The following is a 19,050-nucleotide window of genomic DNA, read 5'->3' as shown; positions in this document are numbered from 1 at the left end:
TTACGCCTCGTTAACGATTTTGGTATCGGTTGAAGTGAAAAATGCGTTGTCGAAATCATGGTTTGCCATGACTTGCGCGCTGCAATCGCCTGCTTGCAATGGCATCAGAGTGAGGCCGTAGCGGAACGCATCCATATACACGCGGTACGAGTCGAGCACTTCACTGCCCCAAGAGTTTGAACCCAAGCCCATCACTTGATGGTCAAGGTTAAGGGTGATGTAGCCACTCTTTTCTAGCTCAATCGTATGTTGCGCTTGATGCAGGTTTTGGTTGGTGTAGAACCACGCGCTCAAGTTGATCTCTTGTTGAGGTTTCACCAATAACCCTGTGCCATGACGGTTGGTGAGTGAGGCCCAGCGCACCTGTTGACGGTTGCCGTTGTTTTGCGGGAACGGGTAGTTCTCGAACATGTCCTCGACAGTGCTGTGGTAAAAATCAATGAGGTTAGCTTGGCGGCTGTCTTGGTAGTTTTCTTCAGGGCCGCGACCGTAGTAACTCACTTGATCAAAGCTGCCGTTAATGCCTAAATCTAAGCCAATCACCGGAATCACGTGAGGGTAGTCGCCGTAGCGCTCGCCACTCAGTTCTACGTTCAAATGCCCTTGCGCGTTGATTTGGTAGCGATAAGTACAACGCATGCCAAAATCAAACACGGGCGGTGCAACAATGCTGGTGGTGGTGATCAGGATGGCATCTTCGCTCGCTTCCACGCTCAGCGTGCGGAAGTGTTCCTGCATGATTTGCAGATGCGCAGGGTGCCACAACCCTTCGTACTCTTGTTTGTGGTTATCAATCATTGGTTTGAAGAAGTTCAATCTTGGCTCTGATTGAATCAACTCTTCACCATTCACACGCCATGAGGTCAGTTTGCCGTTTACTTTCGAGAAAGTGAGCGTGAAGTTATGACCTGTGATCACGTGCTCTAGGCGGCTTTCTTCAAGCACCAATGGTTGAACATTGTGGTTGACTAACGCAGGCAACGTGGCGGTGTTTTCTTTCAGTTGGAACTGGTACACCGCAATGTCGTGGTTGGCCTCGCTATACAAGGTGCGGCTGTCTTTACGTACGGTGAAGTTAATGAAGGCTTCGCGCTCATCCAATTCTGGCAAGTCAATGCTCACTTCACGAGCGCTGTTGGCGGCCAGTGCTTCGACTTTAAACGGCACGCTACGCAAGGTGTCGCCTTCAGCGCGAATTTCAGCAGTGATGGTGTAGTCATCGAGGTTGGTGAACCACAGTTTGTTTTCAACGATGAAGCGGTCATTGCCCCCCTCAACGGCGCGGATTTTCACCGGCGCAATCACTTGCTTGTATTCTTTCAGGCCTGGGCCTGGGGTTTGATCTGGGTAAATCAGCCCATCCATACAGAAGTTGTAGTTGTTTGGGTAATCGCCGTAATCGCCGCCGTATTTGTAGAACTCTTGACCGTGTTCATCACGCGCTAGAATGCCGTGATCACACCATTCCCACACGTAGTGGCCTTGAATGTGGTCATGCGCGTAGAACACGTTTTGGTATTCGGTGAGACCACCCGGCCCGTTACCCATCGCGTGGGCGTATTCGCAGATGATGCGCGGTTTTTCGTGTGGATGCTCACCAAAGTAGTTCATCAGTTGCGCGCGCGAGTACATAGTGGAAATCACATCCACCACTTCGGCATCGCGGTCTTCTTCGTAGTGCACCAAACGGGTGTCATCAAGGGTTTTGGTTGCGGCGTACATGGCGCGGATATTACAACCGTAACCAGACTCATTGCCGAGTGACCACATGATGATCGATGGGTGGTTTTTCTGTGCATGCACATGGCGCACTGCGCGATCAACAAACACCGCTTCCCATGCTGGATCGTTGGTGATGCGGCTGAGGTCGCCAACGTTGGCAAAGCCGTGGGTTTCCACATCGGTTTCTGCCATCACAAACAGGCCGTAAATATCACACAGCTCGTAGAAGCGTGGGTCGTTCGGGTAGTGCGCGGTGCGAACTGAGTTGATGTTGTGCTGCTTCATCAACATCAGATCTTTTTCCACGCGGTCCATGCCTACTGCACGACCTTTTAGGTGGTCGTTGTCATGACGGTTGACACCGTGCAGCATCACGTATTGATTGTTGATGTAGAACAGGCCGTCACGCACTTTGATGTCACGGAAACCCACGCGTTGTGGGATCACTTCCACGACCTTTCCTTGGTGATCTTTTAAGGTGATGAACAAGTGGTAAAGGTAAGGGTTTTCTGCTGTCCAATGCGTTGGGTTCACCATATCAATGGCGAAGCTGGCTGAATGGCGGTTTTGTATCGTCAGTGAATCGCATTGACCACTGGCTACGACAGTGCCTTTGTCATGCAGCGCGTATTCCAGCGTGTAGCCAGACGCGATAGCGGTGGAAAGGTTTTCCAATTCGACTTGAGCACTGAGCGTCGCACTTTGGTAATCGTCGGCGAAATCAGTACGAACAGTCAGATCTTGGACGTGAACCGGCTCTTTGCCGACAAGGTAAACATCACGGAAGATCCCCGCCGTCCACCACATGTCTTGGTCTTCAATGTAAGTCGAATCGGCCCATTGCATCACGCGCACAGAGAGTAAGTTTTCACCTGGTTGTGCGTAGGCAGAAATGTCGAACTCTGCAGTAAGACGGCTGCCTTTACTAAAACCGACATAGTGGCCGTTGACGTACACCTCGAAGTAGGTTTCCACACCATCGAACTTGATGATGGTCTGTTTGTCGTCCCATTGAGGGCCCAAAGTGAAAGTGCGCTGATAAGCGCCCGTTGGGTTGTCGGTGGGTACAAAAGGTACGTCAATTGGGAATGGGAAACCTTCGTCTGTGTATTGAAGATCGCCGTGGCCTTCCATTTGCCACATGTTGGGTACGGTAATGTTCCCCCAATCGCTCATGGTTTGTGAGTAAAACTCATCAGGCACCAGCATTGGGTTGCTAAAATAATGAAATTGCCACTGACCACTTAGCAGCATAAAGCGGCTGCTCAACTCACGCTGAAAGGTTTGAGCTTGTTGAACGGTATCATAGGAGAAGAAGTACGCACGCGGCGCCATTCTGTTCTCATGTAAATGGAGGAAGTTTTCCCAGTTGTTCACGTTTTTTCTCCCCTCGGCGACTTCGATCAAAGGATCCGCCGACGTTCTGTTAAATAGAGATTTGGATATCTGGGAAATATATTAGTAAAACTTTTACTAAATAGAATTGGTGAAAACGTTTTACTTTAACCTGATCACGAATTCTACGTGGGGAAGAGTGAAAGGTGTGATCCGAGTTAAAGAATAATGTTTAACCAGATTGAGCGGCTTTCGCTTGGCTAATGGGGTGTTACGTGAAGAGGAGAAACGGCAGTGAATGAGAAAGGGTTTGAACTTTAGTTGTTGAAAAATAGAGATAAAAAGAAAGCACGCTCAGCGTGCTTTGGATAAAAATGGTGTCACTGCTTTATGCCGCAGCGAAACGAGCGTCCAGCATTGGTGTGAGCACCGAAAGCCATTGCGCGTAAGCGTGCGAGTTGAGGTGTAAGTCATCGCAACTGCAATCAAGAGGCAGTGTCTGCTCTGGGCAGAGCGTGGCGTTGAGATCGATAAAACGCAGTGATTGCGCCTGACATATTTGCCCCAATTGACGATTTAACTCGCTGACCAGTGGGTTCAATGATGACATTCGCTCGCCCACATACAGCGTGGACTGCACCCACACTTCAATGCCCTGTTCTTGCCAAATGGCCAGCATTCGACGGTAATTTTCCACGACTTGCTGCACCGAGTAGCCCTGCGCTAAATCGTTAATCCCTGCCATGATGCACACCAGTTTCGGCTGACAGACCAACGTGGTGTCAATGCGTTCAAGCATGCCTGCGGTGGTGTCCCCCGCGAGCCCGCGATTCGCGACTTGAAAACCAGAAAAAGCATCGTGCCAAGGGCCCCACTCGGTGATGGAATCACCGTACATCACCAGCTCAACCGGTTTACTAAACGCTTTGTGGTTATCTTTGGTTAAAATAAAACGACTCATGCGGTGGGCCCTTTGGTTAAAGTCGAGCGTTTCAACTAAGTGGTCAAACTGCTCTGGTGTCACGGTGTGACCCTTTTGCTCATCGGTGAGACTTCGTTCTTTGGTCAGACTGAGCGCTTTGATCAGAGATTCAATTTCCGTGACGTAAGGAGATAAGCGTGTTGTCAGCCCATGTTGTTTGCGTAACTGGTAAAGCTCCGCCAGCAGAGCGTAAAAGCGCTTATCTGGGTTGGCGTAATAGAGTTTATGCAGATCAAGACAGACGTTTTCTTCCAGCTCGTTAAGCAGTTGCTCGTGGTTCATGCTTGGCTCCTCTCCTGCGTCGTTCCTCTTAGCTTGAGCTTGCTTGGCACATACACTTTAAGCGGCAGTGCTCGGCCATCACGCGCTTTTTCCACCAATAAGTTAACGCCTTGAATACCCATCATTTCTGAGTGAATTCTCACCGTCGAGAGAGGCGGGAAAGTGAATCTGGCGTTGGGAATGTCGTTGACGCTGATCAGCGAAATATCGCGGGGAATGTTGAGCCCATGTTCGAGCAAAGCACGCAGCACGCCAATCGCGATGGAATCGGAAGCGATAAACAGCGCCTTCGGATAGTCGCCCTTTTCCAACATCGCTTGCGCCAGTTTGTAGCCAGAAGCGCTAGAAAAATCACCGCGATAAATGTCGGACTCGTTGACCACGCCTTTGAGTTGCCCATACTCGGCAAACGCCATTTCGCGAATGTCGGCTTGGCCGGGTTCGTCTTGACCGCCAATAAAACCAATGCGATCAAAACCTTGGCTGATAAAGAAATCGGTTACTTCTTTACTGATTTTTACCAGATCAATATCCACGCTGTCGAAGTCGCCGTTGTCATCGCTAAAATCGAGATAGCAGATGTTGTCGGTCATCTTGCTGGCGCGCAACATCGCGGCAGGCGTGGTTTTGCCAACCATAAGGACACCAGTGATCTTTTTTACGTCGGGGTCGATTTTGCTGTCGTAGCAGTTGGTTAAATCGATGCCGAGTTTTTCACACTGGGTTTCAATGCCATGGCGAATGGAGAGATAGTAAGGATCATTAATCTCAGCTTCTGGCTTGTAGTTGTACAATGCTAGGAAATGATGGGCCGGCACGGCGGCAACACTGTTCTTTTTCGCGCTGCTGGTTCGGTATTCCAATTTCTCCGCAATTTCTAAGATGCGGTGTTTGGTCTCTTCTTTGACACTCAGAGTCGGGTCTTCATTGAGCACTCGCGACACCGTGGCCAGGGAAACGCCCGCTTCCGTGGCAATATCTTTTAACGTAGCCATTCTTCTTCCTGTTGGCACAGCGCACTGTGCTGAGTGAATTCATCTGTTCTCTATTGTAATCAAGAGGCTGCGTGATGCATCCGTTTTTTTAGTAAAAATCGAGCCGTGAGTGTTTTTATGATACTGGCACGCGAGGTGTGTGTCGGAATTTCTTTCACTAAATCTCGCTGTAAAAAGGATTGAGTATGAAAATTTGTGGAAACGTTTACACTTTGCGAATTGGATCACGGAACCCGATCCAACATGCTTGGTAAGCTTTTAAACAAGCAAAGCCATTGAGCAAATTTGAGATCAGGAGAGGCAAGGGTGAACGTTTTAGTGACAGGTGGCATGGGTTACATCGGTAGCCATACATGTGTGCAGATGATGGCGGCCGGTATGGAACCGATCATTGTCGACAACTTATGCAATGCAAAGGTGGACGTGTTAAGCCGTATTGAAGCGCTCACGGGTAAGCAACCGACCTTCTACCAAGGTGATATTCGTGACGAAGCCTTTTTGGACTCCGTGTTCGCCAAGCATGATATTCAAGCGGTGATCCACTTTGCTGGCCTCAAAGCGGTTGGCGAATCGGTGGCAAAACCACTCGAGTACTACGACAACAACGTCAATGGCTCGTTGGTATTGGCGCGCTGCATGCGCAAAGCCGGGGTGAAAAGCATTGTCTTCAGTTCATCGGCAACGGTTTACGGTGACCCAGAAATCGTTCCGATTACGGAAGATTCACCAACAGGCGCCACCACCAACCCATACGGACGCAGTAAATACATGGTGGAGCAGTGTCTAAGCGATTTGTTCCACGCAGAAAATGACTGGAGCATCACCTTATTGCGTTACTTCAACCCGGTTGGTGCGCACCCATCAGGCAGCATGGGGGAAGACCCACAAGGCATTCCCAATAACCTGATGCCGTTTATCGCCCAAGTGGCCGTTGGTCGCCGTGAAAAACTCTCGGTATTTGGCAACGACTATCCAACCCCTGACGGCACCGGCGTGCGCGATTACATCCATGTGATGGATCTGGCCGATGGCCACATCGCCGCATTGAAATCGGTGGGGAAAACCTCGGGTTTGCACATTTACAACTTAGGCACAGGCAAAGGCTCGAGCGTGCTTGAGATGGTGGAGGCGTTCGCGGCCGCTTGCGGTAAACCGGTACCGTACGAGTTATGTCCGCGTCGTCCGGGTGACATTGCCGAATGCTGGGCAAGCACAGAAAAAGCCGAGCGTGAACTTGGCTGGAAGGCAACACGCTCGGTGGCGGAAATGACTGCCGATACGTGGAACTGGCAGTCAAATAACCCTAATGGCTATTCCCCTGCGTAATGGCAGCCACCGCGTTGTCATCTGTGCTTCTCACGGTGTTGGGAAGCTGAGTTTGAAGATTTTTGAAGAGTTGAGTAAGTCATATGTCGAATGTTGAGTTTAACCCTGTGGATCACCCACACCGTCGTTTTAATCCACTCACGGGGCAGTGGGTTTTGGTTTCCCCTCATCGTGCAAAACGCCCTTGGAGCGGTGCCGATGAAAAACCGGCCATTGATGAACTGCCAAGTTATGATGAAAAGTGTTTCTTGTGTCCGACCAACGAACGCGTCTCTGGCGATGTTAATCCAGATTACCAAGGCACTTACGTGTTTAAGAACGATTTTGCTGCTTTGATGGTGGACTCACCGGATGCGCCGGAGTCAGACAACCCGCTCTTCAAAACCCAAGGTGTGCGCGGTTTGAGTCGAGTGATTTGCTTCTCTCCAGATCACAGCAAAACCTTACCTGAGCTACCAGTGGAAAAAATCCGCGGCGTGATTGAGACCTGGAACGAACAAATTGAAGAGCTCGGCAAAGAGTACGTTTGGGTTCAAGCATTCGAGAACAAAGGCGAAACCATGGGCTGTTCTCAGCCGCACCCACATGGTCAAATCTGGGCGAACAGCTTCTTACCCAATGAAATTGAGCGCAAAGAGCACAACCTAAAAGCGTATTACCAAGAACACGGCAGCAACTTGCTGGTGGATTACGTGCAAGCAGAACTCAAAGATGGCTCGCGCATCGTGGTGGAAACCGAGCACTGGTTGGCCGTCGTGCCTTACTGGGCGGCGTGGCCATTCGAAACCATGCTGCTGCCGAAAACGCACATTCGCCGTATGAGTGAACTTAGCGATGAGCAACGAGATGATTTAGCGCGAGCGATCAAGAAGCTGACCAGCCGTTACGACAACTTATTCCAGTGCTCATTTCCATACTCAATGGGCTGGCACTACGCGCCGTTTTTTGACCAAGGCACCGACATCGACCATTGGCAACTTCATGCACTTTTCTATCCGCCACTCCTGCGCAGTGCGACGATTCGCAAGTTTATGGTCGGTTACGAAATGCTGGCAGAAAGCCAACGCGATCTCACCGCAGAGCAGGCGGCACAGCGTCTGCGTGATGTGAGTGATGTCCACTACAAAGAATGCTAAGTCTTTAAATTGGACTGATTACGAATAACGGGATAGCGCGATTTTACAGATAGAAGTTAGGCTCAACGCGCTATCCCACAGCAAATTACTATTTTAAGAGAACGTCCCTATGTCTGAACTTATCCAAAATGTGAAAACCGCTTTTGAACAAGTGCTGGGTTACGCGCCAAGCCACATCATTCAAGCGCCTGGTCGTGTCAACCTGATTGGTGAGCACACCGACTACAACGATGGTTTTGTGTTGCCATGTGCCATTAACTACCAAACCGTGGTGGCAGCAGCAAAGCGTGAAGACAATATCGTGCGTGTGGTTTCAGTCGATTACGGCAACGCAGTGGACGAGTTCGATATCACGCAAGCCATTACTTTCCAGCAAGACAAAATGTGGGCGAACTACATTCGCGGCGTGGTGAAGTGCCTTCTTGCACGCGGTTACTCGTTCACAGGAGCGGATATTTCAGTCAGCGGCAACGTGCCTCAAGGTGCGGGTTTGAGCTCATCGGCGGCGTTGGAAGTGGTGATTGGCCAGACGTTCAAAGTGCTGTTCAATCTTGAGATCAGCCAAGCGGAAATCGCGTTAAACGGTCAGCAAGCCGAGAACGAGTTCGTCGGTTGTAACTGCGGCATCATGGACCAAATGATTTCAGCGGAAGGACGTGAAAATCACGCGATGCTATTGGATTGCCGTAGCTTAGAAACGGAATCGGTTTCGATGCCAGAAGAGATGGCTGTCGTGATCATCAACTCGAATAAAAAGCGTGGTTTGGTCGACAGTGAATACAACACTCGTCGTCAGCAATGTGAAGAAGCGGCGCGCATTTTCGGTGTGAAAGCGCTGCGCGATGTGACGATTGAGCAGTTCAACGAGAAAGTTGCTGAGCTGGATGAAATGGTGGCAAAACGTGCCCGTCACGTCATCACAGAAAACGATCGTACAGTGGAAGCGGCGCAAGCGCTGCGAGCACATGACATGAAGCGTATGGGCGAGCTGATGGCTGAGTCTCATGCCTCAATGCGCGATGATTTCGAAATCACGGTAAAAGAGATCGATACGCTGGTGGAGATCGTCAAAGAGGTGATTGGCGACCAAGGCGGTGTGCGCATGACTGGCGGTGGCTTTGGTGGCTGTATCGTGGCACTTGTACCACCAGCGCTGGTTGATGACGTGAAAGCCACCGTTGCAGCGAAATACCAAGCGGCCACAGGCTTAAAAGAATCCATCTACGTGTGCCAAGCCAAAGATGGCGCGGGTTTGGTTGAAGTGCTGTAGGACGGCGGGATGATTGCTCAATTGAACCAAACTATGACTGAGCAGGCAGCCTTTGATGGCCAGCCTGCCCAATTAGTGGAACTGTCAAATCGTGCGGGTATGTCTGTGACCTTAATGGACATTGGCGCGACTTGGCTAAGTTGCCAATTACCGTTGGCGAGCGGGGAGCGAAGAGAAGTTCTGTTAGGCGTGGGGACGATGCAGAACTTCGAGCGTCAGGCAAGTTACATGGGGGTAACCGTCGGGCGTTATGCAAATCGCATCGCCAATGGGCTTTTTTCGATTGATGATATGGCGTACCAAGTTTCGGTAAACCAAGCGGGGAACTGTTTGCATGGTGGAGCGCAAGGTTTTGATAAACGACGTTGGCATATTGAATCGCAATCAAGTAGCGAAGTGACCTTTTCACTCGAATCTCCAAATGGCGATCAGGGATTTCCCGGCCATCTTAGCGTTAACGTGCAGTATCAGTTGACCGACGAGAATCAACTGACTATTCGTTACTGGGCAACAACCGATGCCGTGACGCCAGTGAATCTCACTAACCATGCGTATTTCAATCTAATGGGAGCGGAATCGGGCCATGATTGCTTGCTGCATAAGTTGGTATTAAATGCCCCATGCTATTTGCCGACTAATGACGTTGGCATTCCATTGGGTACGCTGCGAAGGGTTTCTGGCACCAGTTTTGATTTCAATACTAAAAAAACCATTGGTGAAGTTTTGCTACAAGATGAGCAGCAACAATGTGCTAAAGGGTATGATCACAGCTATTTGTTTGAACGAGATCGCGATGTGTCTCTGCCCGTTGCGTGTGTGACCTCGCCTGATAAGTTGATTCGTTTGTCTGTGTGTACCAACAAACCCGCCATTCAGCTCTACACGGGTAATTGGCTGGCAGGCACACCAAACCGCAGTGGTAATGAATATCGAGACTACGCAGGATTGGCGCTAGAGACCCAATTTTTGCCTGATTCGCCGAACCATCCGGATTGGCCACAACCCAGTTGCCTGCTTTCTCCTGGCGAAGAGTATCGTTACTTTACCTCCTATCATTTTGATTTTTAGTCGTTTAAATAAAAGGCTCTGCATGTCGGAGCCTTTTTCATTCTTTCCTCAAAAACAATTAATGCTCTTGGTTGCATATTTTTTAGTGATCCAGTTAACAAACTCAGTGTTGTCAGTGGCAAAGCGTTCCCCCTCTACCATTCTATAAAGAGCAATTATAAAAATAACAAATCTATCAGCCTTGAAAATCTGAGTCAGAATCTCTGTCGGGATGGGTACGTCATGTTGAAGCTAAGAAATATGAAAGTCAGCTATAAGCTGGCAATGATTGTTGCTGTTGGGATTTTAGGATTCCTACTCCTACTGTTTATCTCCGTTAATACTCTCAAAACGAACTTGATTGCTGAGCGTCACGCGCGGTTGAACGCCGTGATCCATACCGTGTTTTCACAAGTGGAATCACTCAGCCAAACATACGCCAAATCAGAGGCGCAAAATCTGGCCAAGGCGTTGATCTCAGCCACACGTTTTGATGAAAACAACTATCTATTTGTCATTGATGAAAATCGCAATACCGTGGTTCATCCGATCAAACCTGAGTTGGTTGGTCAGCAGATGGGCAATGGCAGCGATGGTCAGTTTTGGTTCACCATGGTGGATTTAGGCCGAGCGGGGGGCACAGGCTCACTCACCTATCTTTGGCAAAACAGTCGCGGTCAACCCGCCGACAAACTCTCAGTGGTGCACGGTTTTGCGCCTTGGGGCTGGATCATTGGCTCTGGGATGCTATTGGACGATATCGAAGCGGCGGTGAATCAACAAATTTTGAAAATGGGCATGGCCACTCTTGCGATTGCCTTGGTCATGAGTGCGCTGGGGATGCTGATTAGCCGCGCGGTGATTGAGCCGTTAAACGCCATTCGCCAGAGTATGAAGCAAGTCGCGGCAGGAAATCTAACCGCTCAAGTGGCGGTGTTGGGTAAAGATGAATTTGGCCGCTTGGCACAGGACATCAATCAAAGTATCGGCTCAGTCAGAGAGGCGCTGTTTGAATCGGTTCAATCTGCTTCCGAGGTGGCTGATGCCGCGGTGCGCATTGCATCATCAGCGGAAGAGACCAGCCAAGCGGTGTTGAGCCAGCGAGACCAGTTGAATCAGTTAGCCACGGCAATGAATGAGATGAGCGCGACGGTGGCTGATGTAGCTGGCCACGCAGAAGACACCGCCAGAGATACACTGGATGCGACCAAAGAAGCCAACTTGGGCGATAAAGACGTGCATTCCAGCGTGGACAGCATTAAGTCGCTGTCTGTTGAACTCGAAGTGGCCAATGATCAGGTCGCCAAGCTCAAAGAAGGGGTGATGCAGATCAGCGAATTCACCAATGTGATCAGCAGTATCTCAGAGCAGACCAATTTGCTTGCGCTCAATGCCGCGATAGAGGCGGCAAGGGCAGGTGAGCAAGGGCGTGGTTTTGCGGTGGTGGCTGATGAAGTGCGAAATCTGGCTGGGCGCACCCATCAATCGACCGATGAAATACAAACCACCATCAATAAACTGCAGCAGTTAGCCGTCTCTGCAGTGGAGGCGATGGAGAAAAGCCAATCTCTGGCACAAAGCAGTGTCGCTCGAGCGGAACACGCGGGAGAAGATTTGCAATTGATCGTTGATCACATTCGTCACGTGAGCGATAAAGCAACGCAGATCGCCACTGCAGCGGAAGAACAAAGTGCGGTGGCAGAGGAGATGAATCGCAACGTCAGTGGTATCAATGACGCGGCGATGGAGATGTCGCAAGCGGCCAACTTCTTAGCTGAAGAGAGTGAAACCTTGGCCGATTTGTCGCGCCAGCTTGATCAGAAGATGACGCGATTTAAGCTTTAATGAAGAAAAGACGCTAAGAGAGCTTGGCCACAGAATCTCTTCTTACCAAAGTGGGTGAGAAGATCATGGTGCTGTGGTCGGCTTCTTGCTGGCGAGCCAAATCGATCGCCAGTCTCGCGGCTTTCTCTGCCATCATCTGTATTGGATAGCGCACGGTGGTGAGGCGAGGGCTGACATAGCGAGCAATCAAGCCATCATCGAATCCTATCATTGAGACTTGCTCTGGCACCTTTAAGCCATTTTCATCCAATACCGATAGCGCACCCGCCGCCATGTAGTCGTTGTAAGCCACCACGCCGGTGATCGGCAGAGATTTTGTCAGCAGGTTAGTCATTGCCGTTTCCCCACCATCACTATTGGGCTCGCCTTGTTCGATGTACGCACTGGAGAGCTCGATGTGATTGTCTCTTAATGCGGCAAGGTACCCAGCGATGCGCGCATCGGCGTCTTCAATTTTGTGGCTCGATGAAATGCAGGCAATGTGTTGGTGGCCATGGCGAATCAAATACTCTGTAGCCAAATAGGCCCCTTTGTAGTTATCGAGGGAAATGCAGCGTTGCGCGATTTGTGGAATATGACGATTGATGATCACTAAGCTTGGCACTTCTTGCGCGTATGACAGCAACTCTTCATCGCTCAAGCCTTTCGAATGAATCACCAGTGCATCGCAACGGCTATTGATCAGCAGTTCAATGGCTCTGCGCTCTTCCTCGGCATTGTGATAGCCATTGCCAATCAGTAGATGCTTGCCATTTTCATGGGCCACTTCATCGACGGCTTTGATCAGCGTGCCGAAGAAGGGATCCGATACATCACCAACCAATACGCCCATGGTGTTGGTGCTTTGACTCACCAACGCTTTGGCGGCGGCGTTGGGGCGGTAGCCCAGTTTGGCCATTGCTTGAGTGACGGATTCAATCGACGCTTTACTGGCTTTGGGCGATTTATTAATCACTCGTGAGACGGTGGCGATGGAAACGCCAGCCTCGCGAGCGACATCTTTAATTGTGGCCATGTGTTACCTCATTTCTATGCTTCCCTCATTAAACCTCTGAACTGTAAATTAGGCAAATAACTGCGAGTTTTCATTTTAAAAATGCGATCTTTACCACTTGTAATATCAGGCTCTAATGATAGTGTAAACGTTATCTTTTTAGTAAAACTTTACTGAGGTTATCTTACATGGAAACGATCGCTTACGCTGATTTCGCCAAGCTGGAAATTCGTACTGGGAAAATTATTGAAGTCGCCCGTCATGCGAATGCAGACAAACTCTATATCGTACAAATTGATGTCGGCGAGAAAACACTGCAAACCGTCACTAGCCTAGTGCCGTACTACAGCGAAGAAGAGCTGATGGGCAAACAAGTGGTGGTGTTGTGCAACCTTGCCAAAGCGAAAATGCGTGGAGAAACCTCAGAATGCATGCTGTTGTGCGCAGAAACGGACGATGAAAGCGAAAGTGTTCTCTTAACGCCAGAAAGAGCGATGCCGACGGGGGTGAGAATTGTGTAGTTGATAGGGGAGAATCATGTTCCCTTTTCTACAATGAGGGCGTCATGCAGATCAGTGAGTTTACGAATGTGATCGGTAGCATCTCAGAGCAAACCAACTTGCTTGCACTCAATGCCGCAACAGGAGCGGCGAGAGCGGCTGATCAAGGGCGTGCAGACTGTTCTTGAAAGGGTCATTTATAGTCTGAGTTGAGCGATTCATAGAACAGTAGTTTTCGTCTGTTTATAACTGCAAACTATGTTTTAAGTCGCATTTATTAATTGCTCTATTTGTTGGCTCAATGAAATTCATTATAATCCCCGCGCTGTTTATTGGTTTTAACAGTATGAAATACAAGGAATTATAATGAATAAGATGTTGCCGGTTTTGGCATTGGCTATGGGCGCTGCATTCGGCGCAAATGCAACTGAAGTTGAACAAACGAACTTAGGTCCAAAGCAGGGTTGGTATGTTGGCCTTGAAGTGATTAAGGCGGATGTATCGATCAACGAAGTCAACGAAGTTTCTTACGACCTAGACGCAGGCGTGCAGTTTGCAATTGGCTACGATAAGAAAATTTCAGATTCTTTCTTAATCGGTATTGAGGGTGAGTATGTGCTGTATGGCTCGAAGACATTCGGTCAAGTTGCAGCAAGCTCAACCGCGGGCGTTGTGATGGCAGATGTTGAAGCGTCATTCTCATCGTTTGGTTTGAACATTCGTCCTAAATACTATGTGGCAAACTCGAACTTTTACGTAGGCGGTCTACTAGGCTTTGCATCGACTTCTTACGAGTTTGAGCTGACCAAAGAAGACTTTAAGTCTGCAAGTCTAGATTCCGACAGCAACACTGGTATTAACTACGGTGTTGAAGTGGGTTATGAGTTCGATTCTGGCTGGATGCTGCAAGGTGGCTACCGTGGCGTCGCAACAGAATTTAACGATGTCAATGTAGATATTACCGCGTTATATTTCGGTGGCCGTTACAAGTTCTGATCGGCAACGAGCACGTATTGTTTAAGGGAGCATCATGCTCCCTTTTGTATTATGAGCGCGTCAATCAACGGATAGTGATGTGACTCCACTCCAGCCAAATTGCCATATTTTGGCGCGTGGCGATCGTCTTCTTTAGGAAAATGCCAGCCTACGGTGTATTGCACAAAATGTTGGGCAAACGCTTCGGAGATCTCTAAGCATCCCGCGAGTACCGTATCGACATACGTTTGCATGATCGGGCTCGAAGGACAGGGTGGTTGCGGATCGTCTTTAACATACACCCAAATGGGATAAGCACGATTGAATGAGTGGTCGGTTTCTATCTGATCCGGCGTAATCTCAATGCGATGGTAGCCTCTCTCTCGGCGATCGAACTCAGCGAGTGCACGATCATCAATTTCCAGTAGCACACCATTCACTTGGCTCTCGCCACGGTTTACAACCAACGGTGAGAGAATGTAGCTGTCGTCGACTTTGCCCCAATAGCGCACCAAGCCGTGAGCAATCACCGGGATAGCCTCACCCGTTTGACCCGTCAACTGACGCGACGCAGCATTGATTAAGCTGCCATAACCAAAAATGTACATCTGTATTCCTTGAGCCATATTCCTAATGACCGTTATACCTAAGAGGTAAAATTTTTAAAGTTGTATTTTTAATGCATCTTTAGTGCTACACTGCATTTGTTGTGAATTTGCTCAGCATGTGGAGGGGGCGAAACGTGCTAAATATTACTGACAAAAAAGTGGAAGAAAAAATTCCCGCTTGGCTGAGATTGGGTTTTCGACCTTTCTTTTTATTAGGCTCGGTGTACGCCATTATCGCTATTGCGGTGTGGGTATGGATTTTTCAAACCGGTCAGCCAACACAACTCCAAGTGCCAGGACTTTGGTGGCATGTGCATGAAATGCTATTTGGTTTTGCGATGGCGATTGTGGCTGGGTTCCTGTTAACCGCGGTACAAAACTGGACGGGCATCAACGGCACCAAACATTATCGTTTAGCACTGCTGGTGGCGCTGTGGCTGTTGCCGAGAATTTTGCTTTGGACGCCAGTACCACTGTGGTTAACCTCCAGCATTGAAGCGCTGTTTCTTGCTTTGGTGGCCTTTGAAATCGGTAGCCGAGTGGTGCAGGCCAAAGGTTGGCGTAATCTCTTTTTCGTCCCACTGTTTTTGTTGGCAATCGGTGCTAATTTTGCCAGCTACGCGACAATAAAAGGCATGCCACCATTTACCTCTTCGGCGGTTTGGCAAGCGATGCTCTGGTGGTTCACCTTGCTGCTGTCGGTGATGGGGGCTCGAGTGATTCCATTCTTTACCGCGCGTCGTTTTAACTTTGAAAAAGCCAATCCGATTGTTTGGCTCGATTGGGCGGCAAACTTACCTTTGGTGATGCTGTTTTTGCTCAGCTTTTTCCCAGTGACCATGGCACAGCTTGGCCAGCCGTTGATGGTGATCGCGGGTGTCGCGCAACTGGTGCGCTTTATCCGTTGGAAACCTTGGCTGACCCTAAGTGAGCCGTTGGTTTGGTCGTTGCACGCCGCTTATCTGTGTTTACCGTTGAGTCTGCTGTTGCGCGGTTTGCTGAATAATCCGTTCGCGTCACACAACCTGATCCACTTGTTTGCGATTGGGGCTTTGGCTGGGCTTATTCTGGCGATGATTGCACGTGTCACCATGGGACACACCGGACGAATGATTTACCAAGGGCCGAATATGAGTCTGGCGTTTGGCGCACTCTTCCTCGCGGCTTTGTTGCGCAGTTTTGGTGTCATTTTTGCGCCAGCACAACTGTTTATCTGGATCGACATCAGTGCCGCGCTGTGGGTATTCGCGTTTACACTGTTTGTCTGGAAGTTTGGTTATATGCTCGTGACGCCGAGAGCCGATGGCCACCCGGGCTAAGCTCTGCATGATATAAACAGCAAAGCCACTCACGAGGAGTGGCTTTGTGTTATTAAAAGCGTTTAAAAGCGTTTAAAAGCGTATTGACGTTGGATGTTAGAACCCGCGCATTTGAATGCGACGCAAGAACTCGGTCATCACGCGGTCATAGAGTAAATCGCCAAGGAAAGCATCTTCAACATGATGATCAATACTTGGGTTGTCGTTCACCTCAATGACATACACTTGGCCATCCACTTCCTTAAGATCGACGCCATACAGACCATTACCAATCAAGTTAGCGGCTTTTAGCGCCACATCAACCACGTTTTTTGGCACTTGTTTCAAATCCAAGGTTTCAAAACCACCGGACGACACTCGGCCACTATTGTGGTGTTGGTAGATCTGCCAATGGCCGCGGCTCATCATGTATTTACAGCTGAAAATCGCTTGGCGGTTCAAAATGCCAATGCGCCAGTCAAAGTCGGTTGGCATAAAGGCTTGCGCCAAAATCAGTTCACTTTTTTCAAACAGCGCTGCGGCTTCTTTTTCCAACTCTTCTTCGTTACGCACCTTCACCACGCCACGTGAGAATGCGCCGTCTGGAATCTTCAACACCATCGGGAAATCCAGCTCATTGAGCAGATCACTTTTCCATTCTGGGTCAAAGTTTTTCAAAATAACGCTCGCTGGCGCGGGCACTTTGTTGTTTTTCAGCAACTCAGTGAGAAAGACTTTGTTGGTACATTTCATGATCGACTCAGAATCATCCATCACGATTAAGCCTAGCTTTTCTGCTGTTTTGGCAAAACGATAGGTGAAGTTACTGATGTTGGTGGTGCTGCGAATAAACAAACCGTCAAACTCACCCAAACGAGAAATCTCATCTTTGGAGATGGTTTCTAAGTTCATCCCCAAACGCGATGCCGCTCGTTTAAAGCGTTTCAGCGCTTGAGGGCACGAAGGGGGCATTTTTTCCTCTTCATCGATCAGCATCGCGATGTCGTAGCGATACTTTTTCTCTTGTTTGGGTTTACGCCAAACCTTGTTGGAGAACATCTCCAACGACTCAATAAAGAAGTTTTCTTCTGTATCGCTGAGCTCTTGGAAAGGAAATGGCGCGACGGAGTCGATTTGCCAGTGGTGCTGATTTTTGGTCATTTTTAATTCAATGACGGGCACCATAAATTGTTCAAACAGACGACGGGCGAGTTTCTCTAAGCCTTTGTGTTCGGTACGGCCAAAGTAGATTTTACAGCTGATGCTGTCTTGATCTTTGGCTAACTTGTTGAGCTTGAGGAATCCAGATGAAATCAGCAGCGGTTGAGTGATGTCATTAATGGCGGTCACTGTCGGGATGACGCGGTGGCCACGTGCCCCCGCCATCAGCGAACAATAGTAACCGCTGCTCATGTAACCATAATCGCGACACAGGTTCACCACCTGCACGCTACGTTGATTGTGTTGCCAATCACTGTCGAGATATTGGGCAACATCAACCACTTGTTCAGATGGGAAATACTGCTGCCAATCGCTAGCTTGGTCAGTCACAATTAAAAGATTTGCCATCTATTTCTTTCCTTAATAAACGAGCTATGATGAGGGGAAATAATCAGTCCTTGAAGGTGTTACATGGATTTTCGTATTGCGAAAATGTCTGATCTTGATGCACTAAATCGTTTGGAAAGAGAGCTCTTTACTGGTGACAGAATTGCACCAAGACAAATGAAGCGTTTTATCCAATCTGAACATGCCGTTTTATTCGTCGCTACTAATGAGCTAGAGCTAGCAGGATATGCTCTTGTTTTATTTCACCAAGGAACACAACTCTCAAGGTTATATTCGATTGCAGTTAGACCTGAATTTCGTGGCCAAAGGATAGCTCAATCTCTTATTGAGATCTGTGAGCAGTTCGCCATTGAACAGGGTTTCACTACATTACGCTTAGAAGTTCGTGAAGACAATAGTGCCGCAATAAATTTGTATAAAAAGCTGGGTTATCAAAAGCTTAAAATCCTTATTCACTATTATGACGATTTAAGCGATGGCATCCGGATGCAGAAGCGTTTGGCACACTATGGGCCTAAAACTTTGCTGCCTATGCCGCTCTATGTGCAGACCACCCCTTTTACTTGTGGCGCGGCTTGTTTGCTGATGGCGTTTGCCCATCACGACGCCAGTTTTCAGCCATCGCGTAAGCAGGAGTTGCAGCTTTGGCGCGAAGCAACCACCATTTTTATGGCGGCCGGACATGGCGGGTGCAGTGGGCATGGTTTGGCGTTAGCGGCTGCACGCCGAGGTTACACGGTAGAGCTGTGGAGCCATGCGAAATCGACACCGTTTATTGACAGCGTACGTGATGAAAATAAGAAGCAAGTGATTGAAATTGTGCATCAGGATTTCTGTCAGCAGTTAGAAGAATACCCTGTGAGCACCATTGAAGCGCCGCCATCACAAAGCCAGCTGGAAGAGTGGGTCGGTATGGGCGCGAGCGTGTTGCTGCTGATCAGCACCTATCGATTTAATGGCAGTAAAGAGCCGCACTGGGTGCTGCTAAGTGGCATGAGTGAGCGTTTCTTCTTCATTCACGATCCTCACGCGGAATCAGAAGAAGAGGCGATGGCATCAGCGCACGTGACGGTGAGTAAAAAAGCATTAGCGCAGATCATCGGCTTTGGTAAACAGAAACACACGGCCTGTGTCGTCATTCACCCAGACCGCGTAAAAGTGTAAGC

General features: G+C 49.1%; 16 protein-coding genes. 10 read left to right on the top strand and 6 right to left on the bottom strand.

The genetic code is table 11. The annotated features are described in order from the left end of the window. From ebgA to ebgR, 3 genes are all read right to left on the bottom strand, one after another. The gene (gene ebgA, locus FC652_RS12695; protein ID WP_176298863.1) at positions 1–3,099 is read right to left on the bottom strand and encodes a beta-galactosidase subunit alpha; all 3,099 of its coding nucleotides are present in this window, start codon (positions 3,097–3,099) and stop codon (positions 1–3) included. A gap of 346 nt (positions 3,100–3,445) precedes the next feature. Further along, the gene (locus FC652_RS12690; protein WP_176298862.1) at positions 3,446–4,321 is read right to left on the bottom strand and encodes an SGNH/GDSL hydrolase family protein; all 876 of its coding nucleotides are present in this window, start codon (positions 4,319–4,321) and stop codon (positions 3,446–3,448) included. Further along, the gene (gene ebgR / locus FC652_RS12685) at positions 4,318–5,316 is read right to left on the bottom strand and encodes a transcriptional regulator EbgR (RefSeq protein WP_176298861.1); all 999 of its coding nucleotides are present in this window, start codon (positions 5,314–5,316) and stop codon (positions 4,318–4,320) included. Before ebgR ends, FC652_RS12690 begins: the two co-directional genes overlap by 4 nt. Before the next feature lie 306 nt (positions 5,317–5,622). Here ebgR and galE point away from each other — a divergent pair, with 306 nt between their 5' ends. The 5 genes from galE to FC652_RS12660 all read left to right on the top strand — a co-directional run bounded on the left by galE (position 5,623) and on the right by FC652_RS12660 (position 11,940). Continuing rightward, entirely contained in the window at positions 5,623–6,642 is a 1,020-nt protein-coding gene (gene galE / locus FC652_RS12680; protein WP_045623270.1) for a UDP-glucose 4-epimerase GalE, read from the top strand. Between the two features lie 83 nt (positions 6,643–6,725). Beyond that, positions 6,726–7,778, top strand: a complete 1,053-nt coding sequence (locus FC652_RS12675) for a UDP-glucose--hexose-1-phosphate uridylyltransferase (protein ID WP_130252690.1) — start codon at positions 6,726–6,728, stop codon at positions 7,776–7,778. Between the two features lie 109 nt (positions 7,779–7,887). After that, the gene (gene galK / locus FC652_RS12670) at positions 7,888–9,048 is read left to right on the top strand and encodes a galactokinase (RefSeq protein WP_080536584.1); all 1,161 of its coding nucleotides are present in this window, start codon (positions 7,888–7,890) and stop codon (positions 9,046–9,048) included. Positions 9,049–9,057: 9 nt separating this feature from the next. After that, positions 9,058–10,116, top strand: a complete 1,059-nt coding sequence (galM, locus tag FC652_RS12665) for a galactose-1-epimerase (RefSeq protein ID WP_176298860.1) — start codon at positions 9,058–9,060, stop codon at positions 10,114–10,116. A gap of 222 nt (positions 10,117–10,338) precedes the next feature. Then, positions 10,339–11,940, top strand: a complete 1,602-nt coding sequence (locus FC652_RS12660) for a methyl-accepting chemotaxis protein (protein ID WP_061058860.1) — start codon at positions 10,339–10,341, stop codon at positions 11,938–11,940. Between the two features lie 13 nt (positions 11,941–11,953). Here FC652_RS12660 and FC652_RS12655 read toward each other — a convergent pair whose 3' ends face one another. Further along, positions 11,954–12,955 (bottom strand): substrate-binding domain-containing protein, encoded by a 1,002-nt coding sequence (locus FC652_RS12655; protein ID WP_011151022.1) that lies wholly within the window; start codon positions 12,953–12,955, stop codon positions 11,954–11,956. A 167-nt stretch (positions 12,956–13,122) separates the two neighbouring features. On the opposite strand from FC652_RS12655, the gene FC652_RS12650 reads away from it, so the two are divergent. The 3 genes from FC652_RS12650 to FC652_RS12640 all read left to right on the top strand — a co-directional run bounded on the left by FC652_RS12650 (position 13,123) and on the right by FC652_RS12640 (position 14,430). Then, positions 13,123–13,455 carry a tRNA-binding protein gene (locus FC652_RS12650; RefSeq protein WP_011151020.1) on the top strand — a complete coding sequence of 111 codons (333 nt, stop codon included), beginning with the start codon at positions 13,123–13,125 and terminating at the stop codon, positions 13,453–13,455. Positions 13,456–13,499: 44 nt separating this feature from the next. Continuing rightward, the gene (locus FC652_RS12645; RefSeq protein ID WP_272909858.1) at positions 13,500–13,622 is read left to right on the top strand and encodes a methyl-accepting chemotaxis protein; all 123 of its coding nucleotides are present in this window, start codon (positions 13,500–13,502) and stop codon (positions 13,620–13,622) included. Positions 13,623–13,800: 178 nt separating this feature from the next. Further along, the gene (locus FC652_RS12640) at positions 13,801–14,430 is read left to right on the top strand and encodes an outer membrane beta-barrel protein (protein ID WP_176298859.1); all 630 of its coding nucleotides are present in this window, start codon (positions 13,801–13,803) and stop codon (positions 14,428–14,430) included. Between the two features lie 32 nt (positions 14,431–14,462). Here FC652_RS12640 and FC652_RS12635 read toward each other — a convergent pair whose 3' ends face one another. Then, positions 14,463–15,017 (bottom strand): gamma-glutamylcyclotransferase family protein, encoded by a 555-nt coding sequence (locus FC652_RS12635; RefSeq protein ID WP_176298858.1) that lies wholly within the window; start codon positions 15,015–15,017, stop codon positions 14,463–14,465. Between the two features lie 134 nt (positions 15,018–15,151). On the opposite strand from FC652_RS12635, the gene FC652_RS12630 reads away from it, so the two are divergent. Then, positions 15,152–16,336, top strand: a complete 1,185-nt coding sequence (locus FC652_RS12630) for an NnrS family protein (protein ID WP_176298857.1) — start codon at positions 15,152–15,154, stop codon at positions 16,334–16,336. Positions 16,337–16,432: 96 nt separating this feature from the next. Here FC652_RS12630 and FC652_RS12625 read toward each other — a convergent pair whose 3' ends face one another. Then, positions 16,433–17,884 (bottom strand): RimK family protein, encoded by a 1,452-nt coding sequence (locus tag FC652_RS12625; RefSeq protein WP_176298856.1) that lies wholly within the window; start codon positions 17,882–17,884, stop codon positions 16,433–16,435. Positions 17,885–17,947: 63 nt separating this feature from the next. Between FC652_RS12625 and FC652_RS12620 the strand changes: the two genes are divergently transcribed. Beyond that, a complete protein-coding gene (locus tag FC652_RS12620) occupies positions 17,948–19,048 on the top strand; it encodes a GNAT family N-acetyltransferase/peptidase C39 family protein (protein ID WP_176298855.1) in 1,101 nt (366 codons plus the stop codon). Positions 19,049–19,050 lie beyond the last annotated feature (2 nt).

It is taken from the genome of Vibrio sp. 05-20-BW147 (assembly GCF_013369385.1).
GTDB lineage: Bacteria > Pseudomonadota > Gammaproteobacteria > Enterobacterales > Vibrionaceae > Vibrio > Vibrio floridensis.
Note: the sequence above shows the minus strand (reverse complement) of the source record. Positions and strands in the feature narration are given on the sequence as shown.

What these genes read in the sequence shown, in the direction of transcription:
- FC652_RS12690 (WP_176298862.1), bottom strand. Translation starts at nt 4,321, where the DNA reads ATGAACCACGAGCAACTGCTTAACGAGCTGGAAGAAAACGTCTGTCTT.
- ebgR (WP_176298861.1), bottom strand. Translation starts at nt 5,316, where the DNA reads ATGGCTACGTTAAAAGATATTGCCACGGAAGCGGGCGTTTCCCTGGCC.
- FC652_RS12675 (WP_130252690.1), top strand. Translation starts at nt 6,726, where the DNA reads ATGTCGAATGTTGAGTTTAACCCTGTGGATCACCCACACCGTCGTTTT.
- galK (WP_080536584.1), top strand. Translation starts at nt 7,888, where the DNA reads ATGTCTGAACTTATCCAAAATGTGAAAACCGCTTTTGAACAAGTGCTG.
- galM (WP_176298860.1), top strand. Translation starts at nt 9,058, where the DNA reads ATGATTGCTCAATTGAACCAAACTATGACTGAGCAGGCAGCCTTTGAT.
- FC652_RS12660 (WP_061058860.1), top strand. Translation starts at nt 10,339, where the DNA reads ATGTTGAAGCTAAGAAATATGAAAGTCAGCTATAAGCTGGCAATGATT.
- FC652_RS12655 (WP_011151022.1), bottom strand. Translation starts at nt 12,955, where the DNA reads ATGGCCACAATTAAAGATGTCGCTCGCGAGGCTGGCGTTTCCATCGCC.
- FC652_RS12650 (WP_011151020.1), top strand. Translation starts at nt 13,123, where the DNA reads ATGGAAACGATCGCTTACGCTGATTTCGCCAAGCTGGAAATTCGTACT.
- FC652_RS12645 (WP_272909858.1), top strand. Translation starts at nt 13,500, where the DNA reads ATGCAGATCAGTGAGTTTACGAATGTGATCGGTAGCATCTCAGAGCAA.
- FC652_RS12640 (WP_176298859.1), top strand. Translation starts at nt 13,801, where the DNA reads ATGAATAAGATGTTGCCGGTTTTGGCATTGGCTATGGGCGCTGCATTC.
- FC652_RS12635 (WP_176298858.1), bottom strand. Translation starts at nt 15,017, where the DNA reads ATGTACATTTTTGGTTATGGCAGCTTAATCAATGCTGCGTCGCGTCAG.
- FC652_RS12625 (WP_176298856.1), bottom strand. Translation starts at nt 17,884, where the DNA reads ATGGCAAATCTTTTAATTGTGACTGACCAAGCTAGCGATTGGCAGCAG.
- FC652_RS12620 (WP_176298855.1), top strand. Translation starts at nt 17,948, where the DNA reads ATGGATTTTCGTATTGCGAAAATGTCTGATCTTGATGCACTAAATCGT.